At 33.2% G+C, this 16,512-nt stretch carries 18 protein-coding genes; 9 read left to right on the top strand and 9 right to left on the bottom strand.

Annotated elements, in window-relative coordinates:
• The first annotated feature begins 1 nt into the window (after window position 1).
• Both ACVC43_RS11940 and ACVC43_RS11935 read left to right on the top strand, forming a co-directional pair.
• Complete coding sequence (locus tag ACVC43_RS11940) at window positions 2-1,612, top strand: sulfatase-like hydrolase/transferase (protein WP_452224756.1); 1,611 nt, start codon at window positions 2-4, stop codon at window positions 1,610-1,612.
• A complete protein-coding gene (locus ACVC43_RS11935) occupies window positions 1,599-2,342 on the top strand; it encodes a hypothetical protein (RefSeq protein WP_452224755.1) in 744 nt (247 codons plus the stop codon). Before ACVC43_RS11940 ends, ACVC43_RS11935 begins: the two co-directional genes overlap by 14 nt.
• Here the strand turns inward: ACVC43_RS11935 and ACVC43_RS11930 are convergent.
• The 4 genes from ACVC43_RS11930 to rlmD are packed head-to-tail and all read right to left on the bottom strand — an operon-like array spanning window position 2,339 to window position 5,507.
• Window positions 2,339-2,863, bottom strand: coding sequence for a DinB family protein (locus ACVC43_RS11930; protein ID WP_452224754.1), 525 nt, complete (start codon window positions 2,861-2,863; stop codon window positions 2,339-2,341). The two genes, ACVC43_RS11935 and ACVC43_RS11930, sit on opposite strands and share 4 nt — an antisense overlap.
• Window positions 2,863-3,576 carry a DUF6048 family protein gene (locus ACVC43_RS11925; RefSeq protein WP_452224753.1) on the bottom strand — a complete coding sequence of 238 codons (714 nt, stop codon included), beginning with the start codon at window positions 3,574-3,576 and terminating at the stop codon, window positions 2,863-2,865. The genes ACVC43_RS11930 and ACVC43_RS11925 overlap by 1 nt, the downstream gene beginning before the upstream one ends.
• A complete protein-coding gene (locus ACVC43_RS11920; protein WP_452224752.1) occupies window positions 3,548-4,054 on the bottom strand; it encodes a DUF6452 family protein in 507 nt (168 codons plus the stop codon). The genes ACVC43_RS11925 and ACVC43_RS11920 overlap by 29 nt, the downstream gene beginning before the upstream one ends.
• A 40-nt stretch (window positions 4,055-4,094) precedes the next feature.
• Window positions 4,095-5,507 carry a 23S rRNA (uracil(1939)-C(5))-methyltransferase RlmD gene (gene rlmD, locus ACVC43_RS11915; RefSeq protein WP_452224751.1) on the bottom strand — a complete coding sequence of 471 codons (1,413 nt, stop codon included), beginning with the start codon at window positions 5,505-5,507 and terminating at the stop codon, window positions 4,095-4,097.
• Between the two features lie 183 nt (window positions 5,508-5,690).
• On the opposite strand from rlmD, the gene rocD reads away from it, so the two are divergent.
• Window positions 5,691-6,971: an ornithine--oxo-acid transaminase gene (gene rocD / locus ACVC43_RS11910; RefSeq protein ID WP_452224750.1), complete on the top strand. Its 1,281-nt coding sequence runs from the start codon at window positions 5,691-5,693 to the stop codon at window positions 6,969-6,971.
• A 75-nt stretch (window positions 6,972-7,046) separates the two neighbouring features.
• Here rocD and ACVC43_RS11905 read toward each other — a convergent pair whose 3' ends face one another.
• Both ACVC43_RS11905 and ACVC43_RS11900 read right to left on the bottom strand, forming a co-directional pair.
• Complete coding sequence (locus ACVC43_RS11905; protein WP_452224749.1) at window positions 7,047-7,376, bottom strand: CCC motif membrane protein; 330 nt, start codon at window positions 7,374-7,376, stop codon at window positions 7,047-7,049.
• Between the two features lie 12 nt (window positions 7,377-7,388).
• Window positions 7,389-7,676 (bottom strand): DUF2752 domain-containing protein, encoded by a 288-nt coding sequence (locus ACVC43_RS11900; protein WP_452224748.1) that lies wholly within the window; start codon window positions 7,674-7,676, stop codon window positions 7,389-7,391.
• A 281-nt stretch (window positions 7,677-7,957) separates the two neighbouring features.
• Between ACVC43_RS11900 and ACVC43_RS11895 the strand changes: the two genes are divergently transcribed.
• Window positions 7,958-8,161: a hypothetical protein gene (locus ACVC43_RS11895; protein WP_452224747.1), complete on the top strand. Its 204-nt coding sequence runs from the start codon at window positions 7,958-7,960 to the stop codon at window positions 8,159-8,161.
• On the top strand, window positions 8,158-8,715 hold the full coding sequence (locus ACVC43_RS11890; RefSeq protein ID WP_452224746.1) for a Smr/MutS family protein: 558 nt from the start codon (window positions 8,158-8,160) through the stop codon (window positions 8,713-8,715). Before ACVC43_RS11895 ends, ACVC43_RS11890 begins: the two co-directional genes overlap by 4 nt.
• Window positions 8,716-8,733: 18 nt before the next feature.
• Here the strand turns inward: ACVC43_RS11890 and ACVC43_RS11885 are convergent, their stop codons facing one another.
• On the bottom strand, window positions 8,734-9,657 hold the full coding sequence (locus ACVC43_RS11885; RefSeq protein WP_452224745.1) for a hypothetical protein: 924 nt from the start codon (window positions 9,655-9,657) through the stop codon (window positions 8,734-8,736).
• A 167-nt stretch (window positions 9,658-9,824) separates the two neighbouring features.
• Between ACVC43_RS11885 and ACVC43_RS11880 the strand changes: the two genes are divergently transcribed.
• Together ACVC43_RS11880 and ACVC43_RS11875 are read left to right on the top strand one after the other, a co-directional pair.
• Window positions 9,825-10,964, top strand: coding sequence for a cysteine desulfurase family protein (locus ACVC43_RS11880; RefSeq protein WP_452224744.1), 1,140 nt, complete (start codon window positions 9,825-9,827; stop codon window positions 10,962-10,964).
• A gap of 9 nt (window positions 10,965-10,973) precedes the next feature.
• Entirely contained in the window at window positions 10,974-11,756 is a 783-nt protein-coding gene (locus ACVC43_RS11875) for an alpha/beta fold hydrolase (RefSeq protein ID WP_452224743.1), read from the top strand.
• Window positions 11,757-11,948: 192 nt separating this feature from the next.
• Here ACVC43_RS11875 and ACVC43_RS11870 read toward each other — a convergent pair whose 3' ends face one another.
• Complete coding sequence (locus tag ACVC43_RS11870) at window positions 11,949-13,400, bottom strand: TonB-dependent receptor (protein WP_452224742.1); 1,452 nt, start codon at window positions 13,398-13,400, stop codon at window positions 11,949-11,951.
• Window positions 13,401-13,493: 93 nt separating this feature from the next.
• Here ACVC43_RS11870 and ACVC43_RS11865 point away from each other — a divergent pair, with 93 nt between their 5' ends.
• Complete coding sequence (locus tag ACVC43_RS11865; RefSeq protein WP_452224812.1) at window positions 13,494-14,261, top strand: MBL fold metallo-hydrolase; 768 nt, start codon at window positions 13,494-13,496, stop codon at window positions 14,259-14,261.
• A 33-nt stretch (window positions 14,262-14,294) separates the two neighbouring features.
• Entirely contained in the window at window positions 14,295-14,795 is a 501-nt protein-coding gene (locus ACVC43_RS11860) for a hydrolase (protein ID WP_452224741.1), read from the top strand.
• Here ACVC43_RS11860 and ACVC43_RS11855 read toward each other — a convergent pair.
• Window positions 14,792-16,510 (bottom strand): hypothetical protein, encoded by a 1,719-nt coding sequence (locus tag ACVC43_RS11855; RefSeq protein ID WP_452224740.1) that lies wholly within the window; start codon window positions 16,508-16,510, stop codon window positions 14,792-14,794. The genes ACVC43_RS11860 and ACVC43_RS11855 overlap by 4 nt on opposite strands.
• Window positions 16,511-16,512: the final 2 nt, after the last annotated feature.

The raw sequence follows: 16,512 nt of genomic DNA, 5'->3' as shown, positions 1-16,512 counted from the left end.
TGTGATTAAAGACTTAAGAACAAATCTAAAACCTATATCTCGTTTAACTCTGTTTTTGAGTTTACCATGGTTGTTGGTAATCGTTTTAGGTTGGTTTGTTATGCCATACACGCGAGGCTATTTAAAAGAAATTATAGCTTTTGGTTTTTTAACGCTTATCTGTCTTGCACTCGCGTTACTATTTAACAATAGAAATAAAGTACAGTGGTTTTTGTGGTTTCTATTATCGGTATTAGCCTTTATAAAGTTAAGTTTTTACATTAATTATGGTGTTAAATTGAGTGCTTCGGCCTTATTCGTGATTTTTGAAACAAATGCAACCGAAGCTTCAGATTTTGTTACAAATTATTTTAATATCAAGATTATTGGTTTACTCTTATTATTTACCGTTGTACTTATTATTTCTGTTTTTTATAGTAGAAAAACTCAAATTTCAAATTTTACCATTTCTAAGTCTTTAAAGTACTTATGTATTGGTACAATATTCATTTCAGCTTTTTGTATTTATTATAAATTATCCAGAGAAAATTTAGTTTTAAATAGCTTAATTTCTTATCAAGATTATAAAACAGCAAAAGCTAATTTAAAAGAAACTTTAGCGAAAGAAGACACAAACGCATTACAAAGAGTTACTACTTTAAACGAGCAGCAAACCTATGTTGTGGTTATTGGTGAGTCTATTTCCAACTGGCATATGCAGTTGTATGGTTATGAGCGGGAAACGAATCCTAAATTAACTGAGATAAAAAACGAACTACTCATTTTCGATAGCGTTATCACTCCAAATGTGCACACCATCGTGGCTTTAGATAAAATTTTAACGCTGTCAGATTACAACAATCCTAACAAGAAAGAAAACGCTTCGATTGTACAGTTGGCAAACAAAGCTGGTTTCGAGACGTTTTGGATTTCCAATCAAAAACCTGTTGGATTACACGAAAGCATACCAACCTTAATTGGTAGTGCCGCAAAACACAAAAATTTTATTGCTACAGACCATTCGGGTTACGATATATATGATGAAAAGCTACTACCATATTTACAGAAGGCATTAAATAATAAGGCAAATAAAAAAATGATTTTCTTACATTTAATAGGCAATCATTCACGGTATTTAAGGCGTTACCCAAAAGCTTATCAGGTTTTTAACACAGAAAGGGAAGCAAGCCCATTTAAACACAAACGTGCCATTACATTAATAAACGAGTACGATAATGCTACACTGTACAACGATTTTGTGCTACGTGAAATAATAGAGGAGGTGAGACGTAAAGACGAAAACAGCTATGTTTTGTATTTATCAGACCATGGTGATGATGTGTTCGATACATTCGATTTTGTAGGGCATAACGAATATCACGCGACACCACCAATGTACGAAGTACCTTTTATTGTCTGGTTTTCTAAAGACTATAAACTAAAGAATCCAGAATTGATTAAAAGTGATAGCTTAGTTAGGCGACCATACGTTTTAGATGATTTTATACATTCTTTTTCCGAAATTAGTAATATTTCTTTTGATGAGTTTAATGCTGAAAAAAGTATATTTAGTTCTTATTTTAAGAAAAAACCAAGATTAATTAAGCAAGGAGAAGACTATGACAAAAGGTAGGAAAATATTCATCTTCGCACTGTTCTGCTTGCTAATTATAGGATTTTTATATAAATACAGTCCAAGACGCATAGAGTTTTTAGGACATTATGACAAAGTTTTTCCACACAAAGTAAACAGCCTTCAAAAGCAAAAAGAAGCTTTAAAATATTTTAATGGTGTTGAATTAGACTTAGTCTATCATGCCAAAGAAGATTTTCTGGAAGTTAACCATCCTCCAGACAAAACTATTGGATTAACGTTTAAAAGCTATTTAGAACAAATAGAAGCTAACACGTTTCCGTTTTTATGGTTAGACATTAAAAAGTTAGACACGACAAATGCAGAAGCTATTCTTTTTAAGCTGAATGCTTTATTCGATAAAAAAAATTACCCGAAAAATAAGATACTAATTGAAACACAACAACCCGAAACGCTTGTAGATTTCGTAACTTTTGGATACAAAACCAGTTATTATTTAAAACCAGGATTAATTAATTATGCTGCCAAAGATTTAAAAACCGAAATTGCTTATATCGATTCAATTCTAAAAGCCCAACCGGAAATAGGAATATCTTCCAGCTTTGAAGATTATAATGTTTTAAGAAACAATTTTCCAGAAAAAACTAAATACATTTGGGCAATTACAAGTGCTTATAAACCTCGTTTTAAAACGGTAAATACAATTTTAAAAGATACTACTGTAGCTATTGTACTTTCACAGTTTAATAGCTTCGGTGGTAACCGTTAATACTTTTCTTCCAATGTGTTTGTGTGATGTTGCACATGGTATGCCGTCCACATTACGAGTTCCCTTACAGGCATTTTTCCCATAAGCGGATGCGGTAAAATGTAACTATTTAAGTCGTTATCGCTCCATTTTTTCGTTTTGTATTGAAGCTTTTTGTTTTCGGCTTTAATTCGGTCTAACAAATAATTTTTATCCTTCAATGATGGGATTTTCATGTTTTTCGATGGTCCAAACGTTTTACCAGAAACCTCTGCCAAACGCTCATTATATCTATTGGTAACCGTATTATAATTGCGAACAGGTCTGTTGGCTTTTCCAAACTTAAACTTCAATATAAACTTTGGTAAACTTAAAGCATCATTTAAAGCTTTAATGCTTTGTAATAAATGTAAGGTATGCTGTCCAGTCGTCCATTTTCCTTCTGGTGCATATTGCCATTTTTCAGGATCTTGAGATTCCAGAAATTGATAAAGTTTGTTGTGGGTATCTTCTAATAAATCGGCAATGGCTTCCTTATCCATTATTTGTTTTTCTTAAATATAGGAATAAAATAAGAAATTGTATAACCATATCCAACACCAAAATTACCACTATCGTAAGTTTTATTAAAACCAGGAATGTATAGATTTTCAAAGTTTCCTGGATTCTTTTCAGAAAGCGTACCTTTTAATTGCGCATTAATACCCACAAAGAGATTGTTTAAGACTTCGGCTTTAATACCAATAATAAGTTCTAACCAAGAAGCGGAGAGTCCGCCAAATTCAACACTTTCAGTATTTGTAAATTGTGGTTGCCAAAATTGATTTTGGTTATAAATAGTATAACTGTTTCTGGTTTGAGAAAAGGTGCTAAAACCAACTCTAAAGCCACTGTAAATCATATTATTCATGTTTAACCAATTATTAAACATATTGTAATCTACACCAGCTTTAATGTAGCTACCATTGGCTGTAACGTCTAAAAAATCTGTAGCTGTTGTTTTTTCTTCGGTGCCCAATTCTGCAGCGAGGTATAGTTTTTTTGTAAGCCTAAAGTCACCGTTAATTTCAAAACCTTTGTATTCGTCATCAACAGCAGTACGAATAAGTTTACCAACATCTGCACCAACACGCAGCCCATATTTTTGGCTGTATTTTACAGAATCGACTACTTTTGTTTCTTCTTCCTGCGCACTTACAAGCACGCTAAAAAGTATTACAAGAGTACTAATGGCGTATTGTATAGTGTATTTCATCTTCATTTATTACAGATTGATTGTCGTTTTCTGGAGCAGCAAAATCCATCCAGTTGTCTGCATCGGGTTCTATTGTAATTATTACGTTTCTATAAACTGTTTTATAACCACATGCGCGCGATACGTAAAGATCTTCACGTGTATAAGTTATTGTTATCACATCAGGATTCCCTTCAATGGTACCATCGTCCGCTACATTATAATCTTCATATACACGATATTGCGTAGTGTCTGCATCGGTTTTTAGAGGAAGAATAATCTGGTTTACACTTGTGCCGTTGTAACCTGTTAAAACACGAGTACTATCGATAGCATCTTCAACGCGTATTCCTGTAACAACTTTTATGTTTTCGTTTAAAACAAGATCTCTAAATTCAACAACCATGCGAGGCGTAGTAAGTGTTTCTTCGCTACACAAATCGTCTCGCTCGCAACTAAAAGCAAGGGCTAAAAAGAGAAGGATGGCTATTTTTTTCATTAAACTATGTATAAATCATTCTTTACAAACACGTAATTAATTAACGCTTTTCAAGTAACACAATATTTTCAACATGGTGCGTTTGTGGGAACATATCTACAGCCTGTGTTTTAGTCACTTTATAAACAGTATCCATTAATTGCAAATCTCTGGCTTGTGTTGCACTATTGCAACTTACATAAACTACTTTTTCTGGAGCAATGTTTAGTATTTGTTTAACAACGTCTTTATGCATGCCATCTCTTGGAGGGTCTGTAATAATAACATCTGGTTTTCCATGAGTATTTATAAACTGCTCGTTAAAGACATTTTTCATATCACCAACATAAAATTCAACGTTATTAATACCATTAAATTGTGCATTCTCTTTGGCAGCAGTAATAGCGTCTGGTACAGCCTCTACACCAATTACTTTTTTTGCTTTCTTGGCAATAAACTGAGCAATGGTTCCTGTTCCAGTGTATAAATCGTAAACAAGTTCTTCGCCTTTTAATCCAGCAAATTCACGGGTTAATTTATATAGCTCGTAAGCTTGTGCAGAATTAGTTTGGTAAAAAGATTTAGCGTTTATTTTAAATTTTAGGCCTTCCATTTCCTCAAAGATATGGTCTTCGCCTTTGTAGCAAATCACTTCCTGATCGTAAATGGTATCGTTAGCTTTTTCGTTAATTACGTATTGTAAAGAGGTGATCTGCGGAAAAGCCTCTGCAACGTAATCTAACAGTAACTCACGTTTTTGTTTATCGTCTTTAAAAAACTGAACTAAAACCATAATATCGCCAGTCGAAGAGGTCCTAATCATTAATGTTCGTAATAAACCTGTTTGATTTCTGGTATTAAAAAACTCCAAACCATTATCTATAGCAAAAGTTTTAATGCTGTTTCTAATAGCGTTTGAAGGGTCTTCTTGTAAATGACACTTTTTAATATCTAAAATTTTGTCCCACATACCAGGAATATGAAAACCTAAAGCATTTCTATCTCCCAAATCTGCGTCACTTTGTATTTCTTCGAGCGTTAGCCAGCGACTATCGCTAAAAGAGAATTCCATTTTATTTCTATAGAAATAGTGTTCGGCCGAGCCTTTAATAGGTGTGACTTCCGGTAATTCAATATGTCCTATTCGCGTTAAGTTATTGGTAACTTCTTTTTGCTTATAAAATAATTGATGCTCATAGGCCATATCCTGCCATTTGCAACCACCACAAACGCCAAAGTGCTGGCATTCAGGCGTCGTTCTCTTATCACTTAATGTATGAAAAACTGTGGCTTTACCCTCGTAATAGGCTTTACGTTTTTTAAATGTTTGCACATCTACTACATCTCCAGGCACTGCGTTAGGTAGAAAAATTACTTTTCCGTCTGGTGCTTTAGCAACCGTCTTTCCTTTTGCAGCCGCGTCTATAACTTCGACGTTAGTAAAAACTTGCTTTCTATTTTTTTTTCTTGCCATAGGTGCAAAAGTAGGTTCTTTTTTAGTAGTAAAAAACACTTCGTAAAAATTTTAATTAGCTGGTATTATTTAGTAATTTGCAACTCTTAGGGATGATTTCTTTCCCACGCTGAATTTTCGACACTTCGAAAGGAAAAAGGTAGATAAGGAATGGCTTTTTTTTAACAATTAAACACATTTAAAATGGCTGTTTTAGAACAATTAACATCGCAAGAAGCGATGGATTTAGAGAACCAGTATGGCGCACACAATTATCATCCGCTGCCAGTAGTATTAAGTAGAGGGGAAGGTGTACATGTTTGGGACGTAGAAGGCAAACAGTATTACGATTTTCTTTCGGCGTATTCTGCAGTAAACCAAGGACATTGTCACCCAAAAATTGTTGGCGCAATGACCAAACAATCACAAACACTAACACTTACATCACGAGCATTTTACAACGATATGCTTGGTAAGTTTGAAAAGTACGCAACAGAAACGTTTAACTACGATAAATTGTTACCAATGAATACTGGTGCCGAGGCTGTGGAAACCGCTTTAAAGCTATGTAGAAAATGGGCTTACGAAGTAAAAGGTATCGATGAAAATAAAGCCGAAATAATAGTTTGCGAAAACAACTTCCACGGAAGAACAACAACCATCATTTCCTTTTCTAATGATCCCGTAGCGCGTAAAAATTTTGGACCTTACACCAAAGGATTTATAAAAATTGAATACGATAATTTACAGGCATTGGAAGAAGCACTAAACCAAAACAAAAATGTTGCAGGATTTTTAGTAGAGCCAATTCAAGGCGAAGCTGGCGTTTATGTGCCAAGTGAAGGGTATTTAGCTAAAGCAAAAGCCTTATGCGAAAAACATAACGTTTTATTTATTGCAGACGAAGTACAGACAGGTATTGCAAGAACTGGGCGTTTATTAGCTACTTGCGGTAATTGTACCTGTGCAGATAAACATTGCTCTGGCACTCCAGAAGTAAAAGCCGATATCTTAATTTTAGGTAAAGCCTTATCTGGTGGTGCCTATCCTGTTTCTGCAGTTTTAGCAAACGATGCTGTGATGAACGTTATCAAACCAGGAAACCATGGGAGTACGTTTGGCGGAAATCCAGTGGCAGCAGCAGTTGGTATGGCAGCTTTAGAGGTTATTAAAGATGAAAATTTAGCCGAAAACGCTCAGGTTTTAGGGGAAGTATTTAGAGCAGAGATGGCTAAATACATAGAGACATCAACGATTGTCAATGGAGTAAGAGGAAAAGGTTTGTTAAATGCCATCTTAATTAACGATACCGAAGAAAGTGATACAGCGTGGAACATATGTATAGCATTAAGAGATAATGGATTGTTAGCAAAACCAACACATGGTAATATTATTCGTTTTGCACCACCTTTAGTGATGACCAAAGAGCAATTAATGGATTGTGTATCAATAATCACAAACACTTTAAAAGCGTTCGAGAAGTAATATTATAGTTATCATAATTTAAAAAGCCTTTCAAAATTAATTTTTGAAAGGCTTTTATGTTAATTATAATTAGTTTTATTGAGAAGATTGGGTTTCGTATTGCTCCATTATTTGTCTTGACTGTTCCATCATTTCATCCCAACCAACAGTTGATATTTGATAAATAGTGTACGCTAAATAAAGGATATTAATAATGGTAACTACCATAGCAATAATTTTTGCTGTTTCCATAGCTTTTATATCACCTTCATAAGCTTCAGGATTAAGTTGTGCCGCTTTAATTTTGCTTCCAGCCATGAAATAAGCTGGACCAGATAATAACACCCCTAAACCACCGAAACAGCAGCATAAGAAGCCTAAAATTGATAATACGTAAATTAAAGTTGGATTGAGTTTTTTCTTCATGAGTGAGTTGGTTTAAATTAATTTCTTGACTATAAAACTAATAATAATTATTAAAACTGAAACTATAGCAAGTGTATTAATAATTTTATTAATGTACTTAAACTTGTAAAAAAAAGAAGTTACAATAAGAAGTGCTAAAGGAATAAGAGCATAAATAGCAGGATACATTTTAAAAGCCGCTAAAAACTCGCCTTGTAACAAGAAACTAATACTACGTTGCAAGCCACAGCCCATGCACTCAAAACCAAAAAGTTTTTTGTTTAAACAAGGTAGCATATATTGTTCTTGTAGTATATCCATAGATGACAAATGTAAAAATAATATAAAAAAAAGGAGCTATTTAAGGCGGCAGCTTTATTTGTATTTTATTAAATTATAATTATTCTCTAAATATAAAAGTAACCAGATGTATATATATAAATTTTGCCTGTTAGTTAGACCGTTAATTCTTAATTTTTCAGCATAGTAATTTAAAACCTTACAGTTGCACTCTTAAAAAACCTTTTTCTCTAAAGGACCAAGGCTTTCGAGGTTTTTATATGAATAGAAATCTATATCTTAGCGTTTTTTAAATTAGAATCATGACATTAAAAAGTATAATAAGTTACTGTTTAATCCTTCTTGGAGGAGGTATTGCTATTTATGCTAATGCTGAAGAAAAACAAAATACCTTACTCTTAGTATTAGGTATCATTTCGCTCATGGGTGGTGTTTTTATGATTAATTTAAATTTAACAAGTAAGCCTCCAAAAAACGACTATGTAATTAAAGATGAGGAAGAATGAACTTTAAAATAGGAGATTTTGTGTATGTTTTAGATGAAGCGCTATCTGGTGAAATTATTGATATTTCGGGTAGCGTTATAACTATAGAAGATACTGATGGTTTCGAGTTATCCTTCAACGCTTCCGAAATTGTAAAAAAAGAGGATAATACGCTTAAAACAGAAGTGTTTAAAAGTAAGAGCTTAAGCGAGGTTCTTTCTGAAAAAAAATCTGACAAGCGAAAAGCTATTCCGAAGGTAAAACCAAAAGAGCGTTTTCAACCTACCATGGAAGTCGATTTACATATTCATCAATTAGTAAAATCTGAAAAAGGATTAACCAGCCATGATAAAAAACTTATTCAGCTTGATACGGCTAAGCATAAGTTAGAATTTGCAATGCAAAAGAAAATACAAAAAATTGTATTTATTCATGGAGTTGGCGAAGGGACATTAAAACTGGAGCTGGAATATTTATTTAATCGCTATAATAATGTAAAATTCTACGAAGCCGACTACAAAAAATACGGACAAGGCGCAACAGAAGTCTATATCTACCAAAATGTTAAGCCTTAAAACGGCTTTATGCTGTTACTAAAATGTTGGCGTTACAGTTCTTGAGCTTGTTGTTTCGCTTGCGTTTAAAAAACCAAATTCTAATATGTCCTGAGTTAATATCGAGATATTAACATTTGTTAATTGAAGGTATACTTGAAACTCTTGAGTAATTGTATGCGATCTATAAGCTGTTGCAGGCACGTTATTAACAACATCTGCATTTAAATAATCTGCGCCAACAGTATTATCGGTAATATCGTCTGCAGGATTTTGGTTTGGAGTGCTTACACCTTCTTCATTAATTGTTGGTACGCCATCATTATCATCGTCTGTATCAAGATAATTAGGTATACCATCACCATCTGTATCTAAAGCTTGTGTAAGCTGAAATTCTACAGAGTAGTTAGGCATTTCAACACTTGTGTTTACATTATCGCCATCGTCGTCTGCATCCAGATAATTTGGTAAACCATCGCCATCTGTATCGTCATTATCTAAATCGCCATCACCATTTATATCTTCCAGCTCTGCAGGAATACCATCGTTATCGTCTTCTGTAAGTTCGATAGTAAAAACAGCACCTACATCTGAGCTGTAATCGTTAGTGATGCTTAAATCTGAAGGTGGAACCGCACTACAAAACGCATTACCTGTTACAGTATTATTGTAGGTTCTGTAATTAAATTGGTTACCAGAGCCAGTAAGAAACGTAGGATTATTGTTAACCAAAGTAATTAACAATGGATTGTCTGCATCTTCTTCGGTTTCAAGTAATGTTTCAATAGTTGTATTTATTACAACCGATAGCGATTCGCTCGGCTCTGTTTTAATTTTATAGCACACCAATTCGCCGCAAATACTAAAAGTATCATCGAAATCTAATTCTGCAGTAATTATGTCACCATCATCACAACTGGTAAAAAGAAAAGCTAAAGCTATAAAAGAGAAAATTAATCGCATATATCGTAGATTATTGAACAAAAATAACAGAATTGTCTAAATGACAACGCAGCTTATGGTAATTAATTTTATTTGGCTTATTTTTGGCAGCGCTTAATGGCTCCATTTTCTTTTTAATTAAGCCTTTACAGTAGATTGATAGCAAATATTAAAGTTTTCCCAAAATAATGAAACAAGTATATTTTGATAGCGCAGCAACAACGCAATTAAGGTCAGAAGTAGTAGATACAATGACCACTGTAATGCTCGAATGTTATGGCAATGCATCTTCGACGCATAGTTTTGGACGTTCTTCAAAATCGATTATTGAAAATGCCAGAAAAACAATTGCAAAACAGCTTAACTGTTCTGCTTCCGAAATAATTTTTACATCAGGTGGTACAGAGTCAGATAATTTAGCTCTACGAAGTGCAGTTAGAGATTTAGGTGTTGAAACTATTATTACTTCACGTATCGAGCATCATGCCGTTTTATACACTGTTAACCAGTTAGAACGCGAATATGGTATTACCGTAATGTATATAGACTTAGACGATAAAGGAAACATCGATTTTTCACATTTAGAAACATTACTACAATCTCCAAAGAAAAAATTAGTGAGTTTAATGCACGTTAATAATGAGATTGGAAATATTTTAGATATCAAGCGTGTAGGTGCGTTGTGTAAGGCTGATAATACGTTGTTTCATACCGATGCTGTGCAGTCTGTAGGGCATTACGAGCTTGATTTACAGGAGGTACAAGTGGACTTTCTTGCTGCAAGTGCGCATAAATTTCACGGACCAAAAGGTGCTGGGTTTGCCTATATAAGAAAGAACACAGGTATAAAGCCTTTAATTTTTGGAGGCGAGCAGGAGCGAGGTTCTCGTGCAGGGACAGAGGCTGTGCATAATATTGTAGGTATGGAAGAAGCACTAAAACTGTCTTATGAAAATTTAGTTGAAGAACGTGCCTATATTACTACCTTAAAGCAATATTTTATACAATCTATAACCAATGCTTTTCCAGAAGCAACTTTTAATGGTGCATCTGCCGACTTGCAAAATAGTACATACACAGTTGTTAATGTTTGTTTGCCAATAGCACCAGAAAAAGCCCCAATATTATTATTTCAATTAGATTTAAAAGGCATTGCTTGTTCAAAAGGAAGTGCTTGCCAGAGTGGAAGTACAAAGGGCTCTCATGTGTTGTCACAAATTTTGTGTTATGAGGATATGCAGAAACCGTCCTTAAGGTTTTCTTTTTGTAAATTCAATACGAAAGCAGAAATAGATTATGTTATAGAGGTATTAAAAGAATTTGTCTAAATTTAGTAAATGTTAAACTATACTACGTATTTACATAAGACAGCCACAGACTGGGTGACTTTCGTGCATGGAGCAGGAGGTAGCTCGTCTATTTGGTTTAAGCAAATTCGTAGTTTTGGTGCACAGTTTAATGTTTTGGTTTTAGATTTACGTGGACACGGAAACTCTAAACCAGCATTAAAAGATGCTTTTAATAATAAATATACTTTTGATTCTATTACTAACGATATTGTGGAGGTAATAGACCATTTGAAAATTGAAAAATCTCATTTTGTTGGTATTTCTTTAGGTACAATATTAATTAGAAACCTTGCTGAAAATCATCCACATCGTGTACAAAGTATGATTATGGGTGGTGCGATTATGAAATTAAATTTCCGTTCGCAAGTACTCATGAAACTTGGAGTGGTATTTAAATCGGTAGTGCCTTACATGTTATTATACAGGTTTTTTGCATTTATTATTATGCCACGTAAAAACCATAAAAAGTCACGTTCACTATTTGTTAACGAAGCTAAAAAACTGTACCAGAAAGAATTTGTACGTTGGTTTAAATTAACATCCGAAATAAATCCGTTATTGCGTTTCTTTAGAGCAAAGGATATTAAGATACCAACGCTTTATGTCATGGGAGAAGAAGACCATTTGTTTTTACCTTCTATAAAAAATATTGTTGCTTCGCACATACAGTCTTCTCTCTTTATTATTAAAAATTGCGGGCATGTTGTTAATGTAGAACAACCAGAGACTTTTAATACCGAAACCATTGGATTTATAAATGGTTTAGCTTAAGTTCCAGAAATAAAAACCAGGTGCTAAAATGCTTTCCTTTTCAATTAAATAAAGCAAATGCTAAGAAATGAGAATTGCGACTCATATTTCTAATCATTTAATTGATTGTTTTGAACTATAAATACGACTGCTTAGCAAATAAATATTAAAAAACACTTTTATTAATAATACTACATAGAGAAAACAGCCAGATTACTCACGATTATGAATCTCTTCGGTTTCACAACCAAACAGACTTTTTTCCATAATTAAGTTGCTTACACCTTCAGGTAGCATAGTTTGCCAACCTTCTTCGTTCTTAGCAATCATACTTAAAACCGTTCTTGAGAAAACGTTTAATGTATTAGGGTCGTAGTCTGTAATATCAACTACTTTGCCATTATATTTAAAGAACTTATACAGCTCTTTCATTCGTGGGTGTACCTTTAAGTTATCGCTTGTAGTTAATGTGCCATCTTCGTTTTGCATTGGGTAGAGATACACGCGTAAATCTTTAAAAAAGAGTTTACCAAAAGCCTCTAAAATACCACCACTTAAATGCCTGTAATATTTCTCATCGAAAATATCTACTAAATTGTTTACACCCATGGCTAAGCCCATTCTCGCCTTAGAATATTGAGAAAAGTATTCTACCAATTTATAATATTCCTGAAAGTTAGAAATTAACACGGTTTGACCTAAAGAGCAAAGTAATTTAGCACGATCCATAAAATCCTGCTCGTCAATTTCGCCTTCTGCACGTAAATTAGAAAGTGTAATTTCGAAAATAACTTGTGTTTTATCTTCTTCCACTTTGTTTTCCTTTAGAAACATTTCTAAAGATTTTTCGTACATATCCATATTAACCTTAGTAACCGGTCTAAAACTACCACGTAACGCTAAAATATTACGTTTGTAAAGTACTCTTGCAGGCAGGACATTATTTCCATCTGGCGCAAACATTACGGCATCTGTCATTCCGTTTTTAACAAGTTGCAAACTCATTAAACGATTATCTACATTAGAAAACACAGGACCAGAGAAATTAATGGTGTCAATTTCTAATTGGTCTTTGTCTAAATGATCGTATAAATAACGTAGTAATTTTCTTGGTTGGTTATATTTGTAAAAAGCACCATAAATTAGGTTAGTTCCTAATTTCCCTAATGTTTCTTGTTGTAAACGTGCATCGTTTTCTTTAAAACGAATGTGTAAAACAATTTCATTATATTCTTGTTCAGGCTCTATTTGGTATTTAATACCAACCCAACCATGTCCTTTATATTTTTTTGCAAAATCTATAGTCGCCACCGTATTGGCATAACTAAAAAACAGTTTATTTGGATGCTTATCTCTTGTAATACGCTGCTCGATTAAGTTAATTTCGTGATCCAGCATTTTACGCAAACGGGCTTCTGTTACATATCGCTTATCGTCTTCAATACCATAAATAGCATCACTAAAATCTTTATCATAAGCAGACATTGCTTTTGCAATGGTTCCAGAACCACCACCAGCTCTAAAGAATTGGCGTACAGTCTCTTGTCCAGCACCAATTTCGGAGAAAGTTCCATAAACATTTTCGTTTAAATTAATACGAAGCGCTTTGTCTTTTAGCGACGGAATACTTTCAATATTTTTATCTCCCTTTAGTGTAATTTCCATAGTAGGTGGCGTTGATTTACTTTAATTACAAAGGTACCAAATTAGTAAACCAAACAAAAAAAATAACTTACTTTTGTGAGAAATAAAAGACTATTGAAAATCACATTTTTAGGCACAGGAACTTCGCAAGGGATACCAGTAATTGGTAGCACTCATCCTGTTTGTTTAAGTACTAATAGTAAAGATAAACGGTTGCGTGTTTCTATTATGGTAGAATGGGAAGGTTATACATTTGTAGTAGATTGTGGGCCAGATTTTAGGCAACAAATGTTACGTGCGAATCCTGATAAAATTGATGCTTTTTTATTTACACATGAGCATGCAGACCACACTGCTGGACTGGACGATATGCGCCCGTTTTTTTTTCGTCAGGGAGACATTAACATCTATGCACACCAACGTGTGTTAGAGCAACTCCACCAACGTTTTGCTTATATCTTTACTACTGAAAAAAAATACCCTGGCGTTCCAAACCTCATTGAAAATGAGGTTAAAAACAAACCATTTAATATAAATAATTTAACCATTATTCCGGTTGAAGGGTTGCATTATAAACTCCCTGTTTTTGGATATCGATTTGGGAATTTCGCCTACCTAACCGATATGAAATCTATTGCCGAAGCTGAAAAACAAAAGCTTCAAAATCTGGAGGTTCTTGTTATTAATGCCTTGCAAATAAAAGAGCACATTTCTCATTTTACTTTAGATGAAGCACTTGCCGTTATTTTGGAGTTAAAGCCTAAAAAAGCATATTTAACACATATAAGTCATCATTTAGGTTTTCATGACGATGTACAACAAAAACTACCTGAGAACGTTTTTTTAGCTTACGACGAGCTTGTAATAGATATTCGAAATTAAATTCTTAAAAATTTTAAAAAAAAATCACCTCTTATGAAAAATCGTATTTTTATGTATCTGTTTATTTTTTCGGTACTGCTGTTACTGTTTCAATATATGAATTCTAAGAAAATATTTGACGATAGTAATAAAAAGGTTGCCAATACAGAGCTTAGAATTAAAACTTACCAAGATTCCATTCTTAATTTAAAGGACGATATATTTAGGCTTTCGCAATTTAGTTTTGACTATAACGAAGTCTCTTACGATTATTTTTATAATCAGGGCTACGATGTGCCACAGTTAATGACTACTGTACGGGATGCCTTGTATGCGCAAAACGAATATAAAGGAAATCAACATCCTTTAGTTCCCTATTCGGCATCTGGAGATAGTAAAATGCTAATAAGCTCCATACGCATTCTAAATCACAAATGGATTATTGCCGATTTTATTGGTGGACAGTTTACAGGAGAAATGCTAATTTCTTATGCTTTAAACGAGAATGGTGAATTAACGTTTAAGATTATAGAGTCTTTGTTAAATCCTATTTAGTTTACTTCAAAATACCAGTTGTTAATGGTGTACTCGCCATTTAAGTTATATCCTTCTACAGTAATTTTATAAGTACCAGTATTATCTGAAGTATAGGTTTTAAAGCTGTTGGTATTGTTTGTAAGGGTAACATTGGGAAGCCAGAGCAGTTGTCTTCTATAATCAGGGATACGTTTATTATCTGCTTTACTTAAGTATTCTGGTTGATAAAATATGGTCTCGTCTTTAGGCAAATTTAAAGTAGTTTCTAAAATGTAATCACCAGTTAAGGTAATTTTAAAATCCTGATTAAAAGTTGTAACGCTAATAATGCCTTGGTAGAGTTTAGAGCCATAAAGATATTGCCCTACTACAATTGCTATAGATTCAATTTTTTGAGGACTATAGTTAATAAGATCGTTATTGTTTTGAACTATCATACCATCTACCACTACTAACGGATCGATATTTCTAATAGCCTGACTTTTTTTCTCATCGTAGCGATCGTAAACTATAATTCTGTAATTGTCACCTTCTTTTCTCAATCCAGCTTCATTAATAACTTCTATAAAGGTTTCTCTAACGGTTTTAAACCTTGTGTATTCGTCTAAGATGTAGTTTTTTTCTTTAGTGTTGTAAAACGGTTGTGTTTTAGATTCAAGTAACAAACTGTCTTTTTTATTTTCGTAATAAGCATTTTCTATTTGGTTTTTAATATTACGCTGTTCTAAACTATGCTTTAGATTTTGGTCTATTTCTAAATTACGAAACGAAAGCTCTTTAAAATTAATTCTATCTGTATTGACAAGTTTGATTTTAAAATCTTCGTTATTTTTTTCGATAACCTGAAATGTTGCATTTGTGCTATTAATGGTTGCATCTAAATTGAAATAAAACTGACCAGTTTTATTGGTTTGAGCAATTTTAAAGTATGGGTCTTTACCAGGAATAGAAAGTGCAATGTTTTTTTCATTTATATCCAATGCATTTTTTGTATTCGTTATTTTGCCTGTTACTAATTGTCCTCTCATTTCGGGTATAAACAGCGTAGTTGATGGTTGTGCAGATGTATAATTATTTGAATTTTTATTAACTACAGCAATTGAATCTATCTTTAATACCGAGAGGCTATAATTTCCGTTTTTATAGTTAGTATTAGCAGCGATGTCTATTGTAACAGGTTCTCTTGTACCATATTTTAATTTTGTTGTGCTTATTGCTATTTTTCCATCTCCAAATTCATTTTTGTTTAGTGTTTCTGCCTTTTTTAAAGTCACTGCTTCATTGCTGTTAGTACTATTTTGGGTAGAAGCAGAGAAGGCATTAACTATATAAATGTCCTTATAGTAAAATGCATTTTTAATATTGTTTATAGACCAATTGGTATATGCTATTAATTTGTATTCACCAGTATTTAATTGCGATGGAATAAACAAGCGATTACTTGATGTATTATTTTTTATGCGAAGTATATGTTTAGCAATAGTGTTATTTTCTGCATCTATAAGTTCAACATATGCTATTTTACTAATGGCATTTAGTTTATTATTACTTAATACACTTAATTTATAGTATAGATATTCTCCTACCAGAGCAAAGTTTGTATTAGTTTGTAATTGCACTTCTTCTTTGGGTAATGTCGATACATCTAAAGTGCCCAAATTAGATTTTTCTAATTGAGCTTGAAGTGATAATGCTAAAAGCATTGTTATTAAAAGTATACTTTGTTTTTTCATAA

The sequence above is a fragment of the Lacinutrix chionoecetis genome (assembly GCF_053604665.1).
This window is presented reverse-complemented; position numbering and strand designations above follow the sequence as displayed.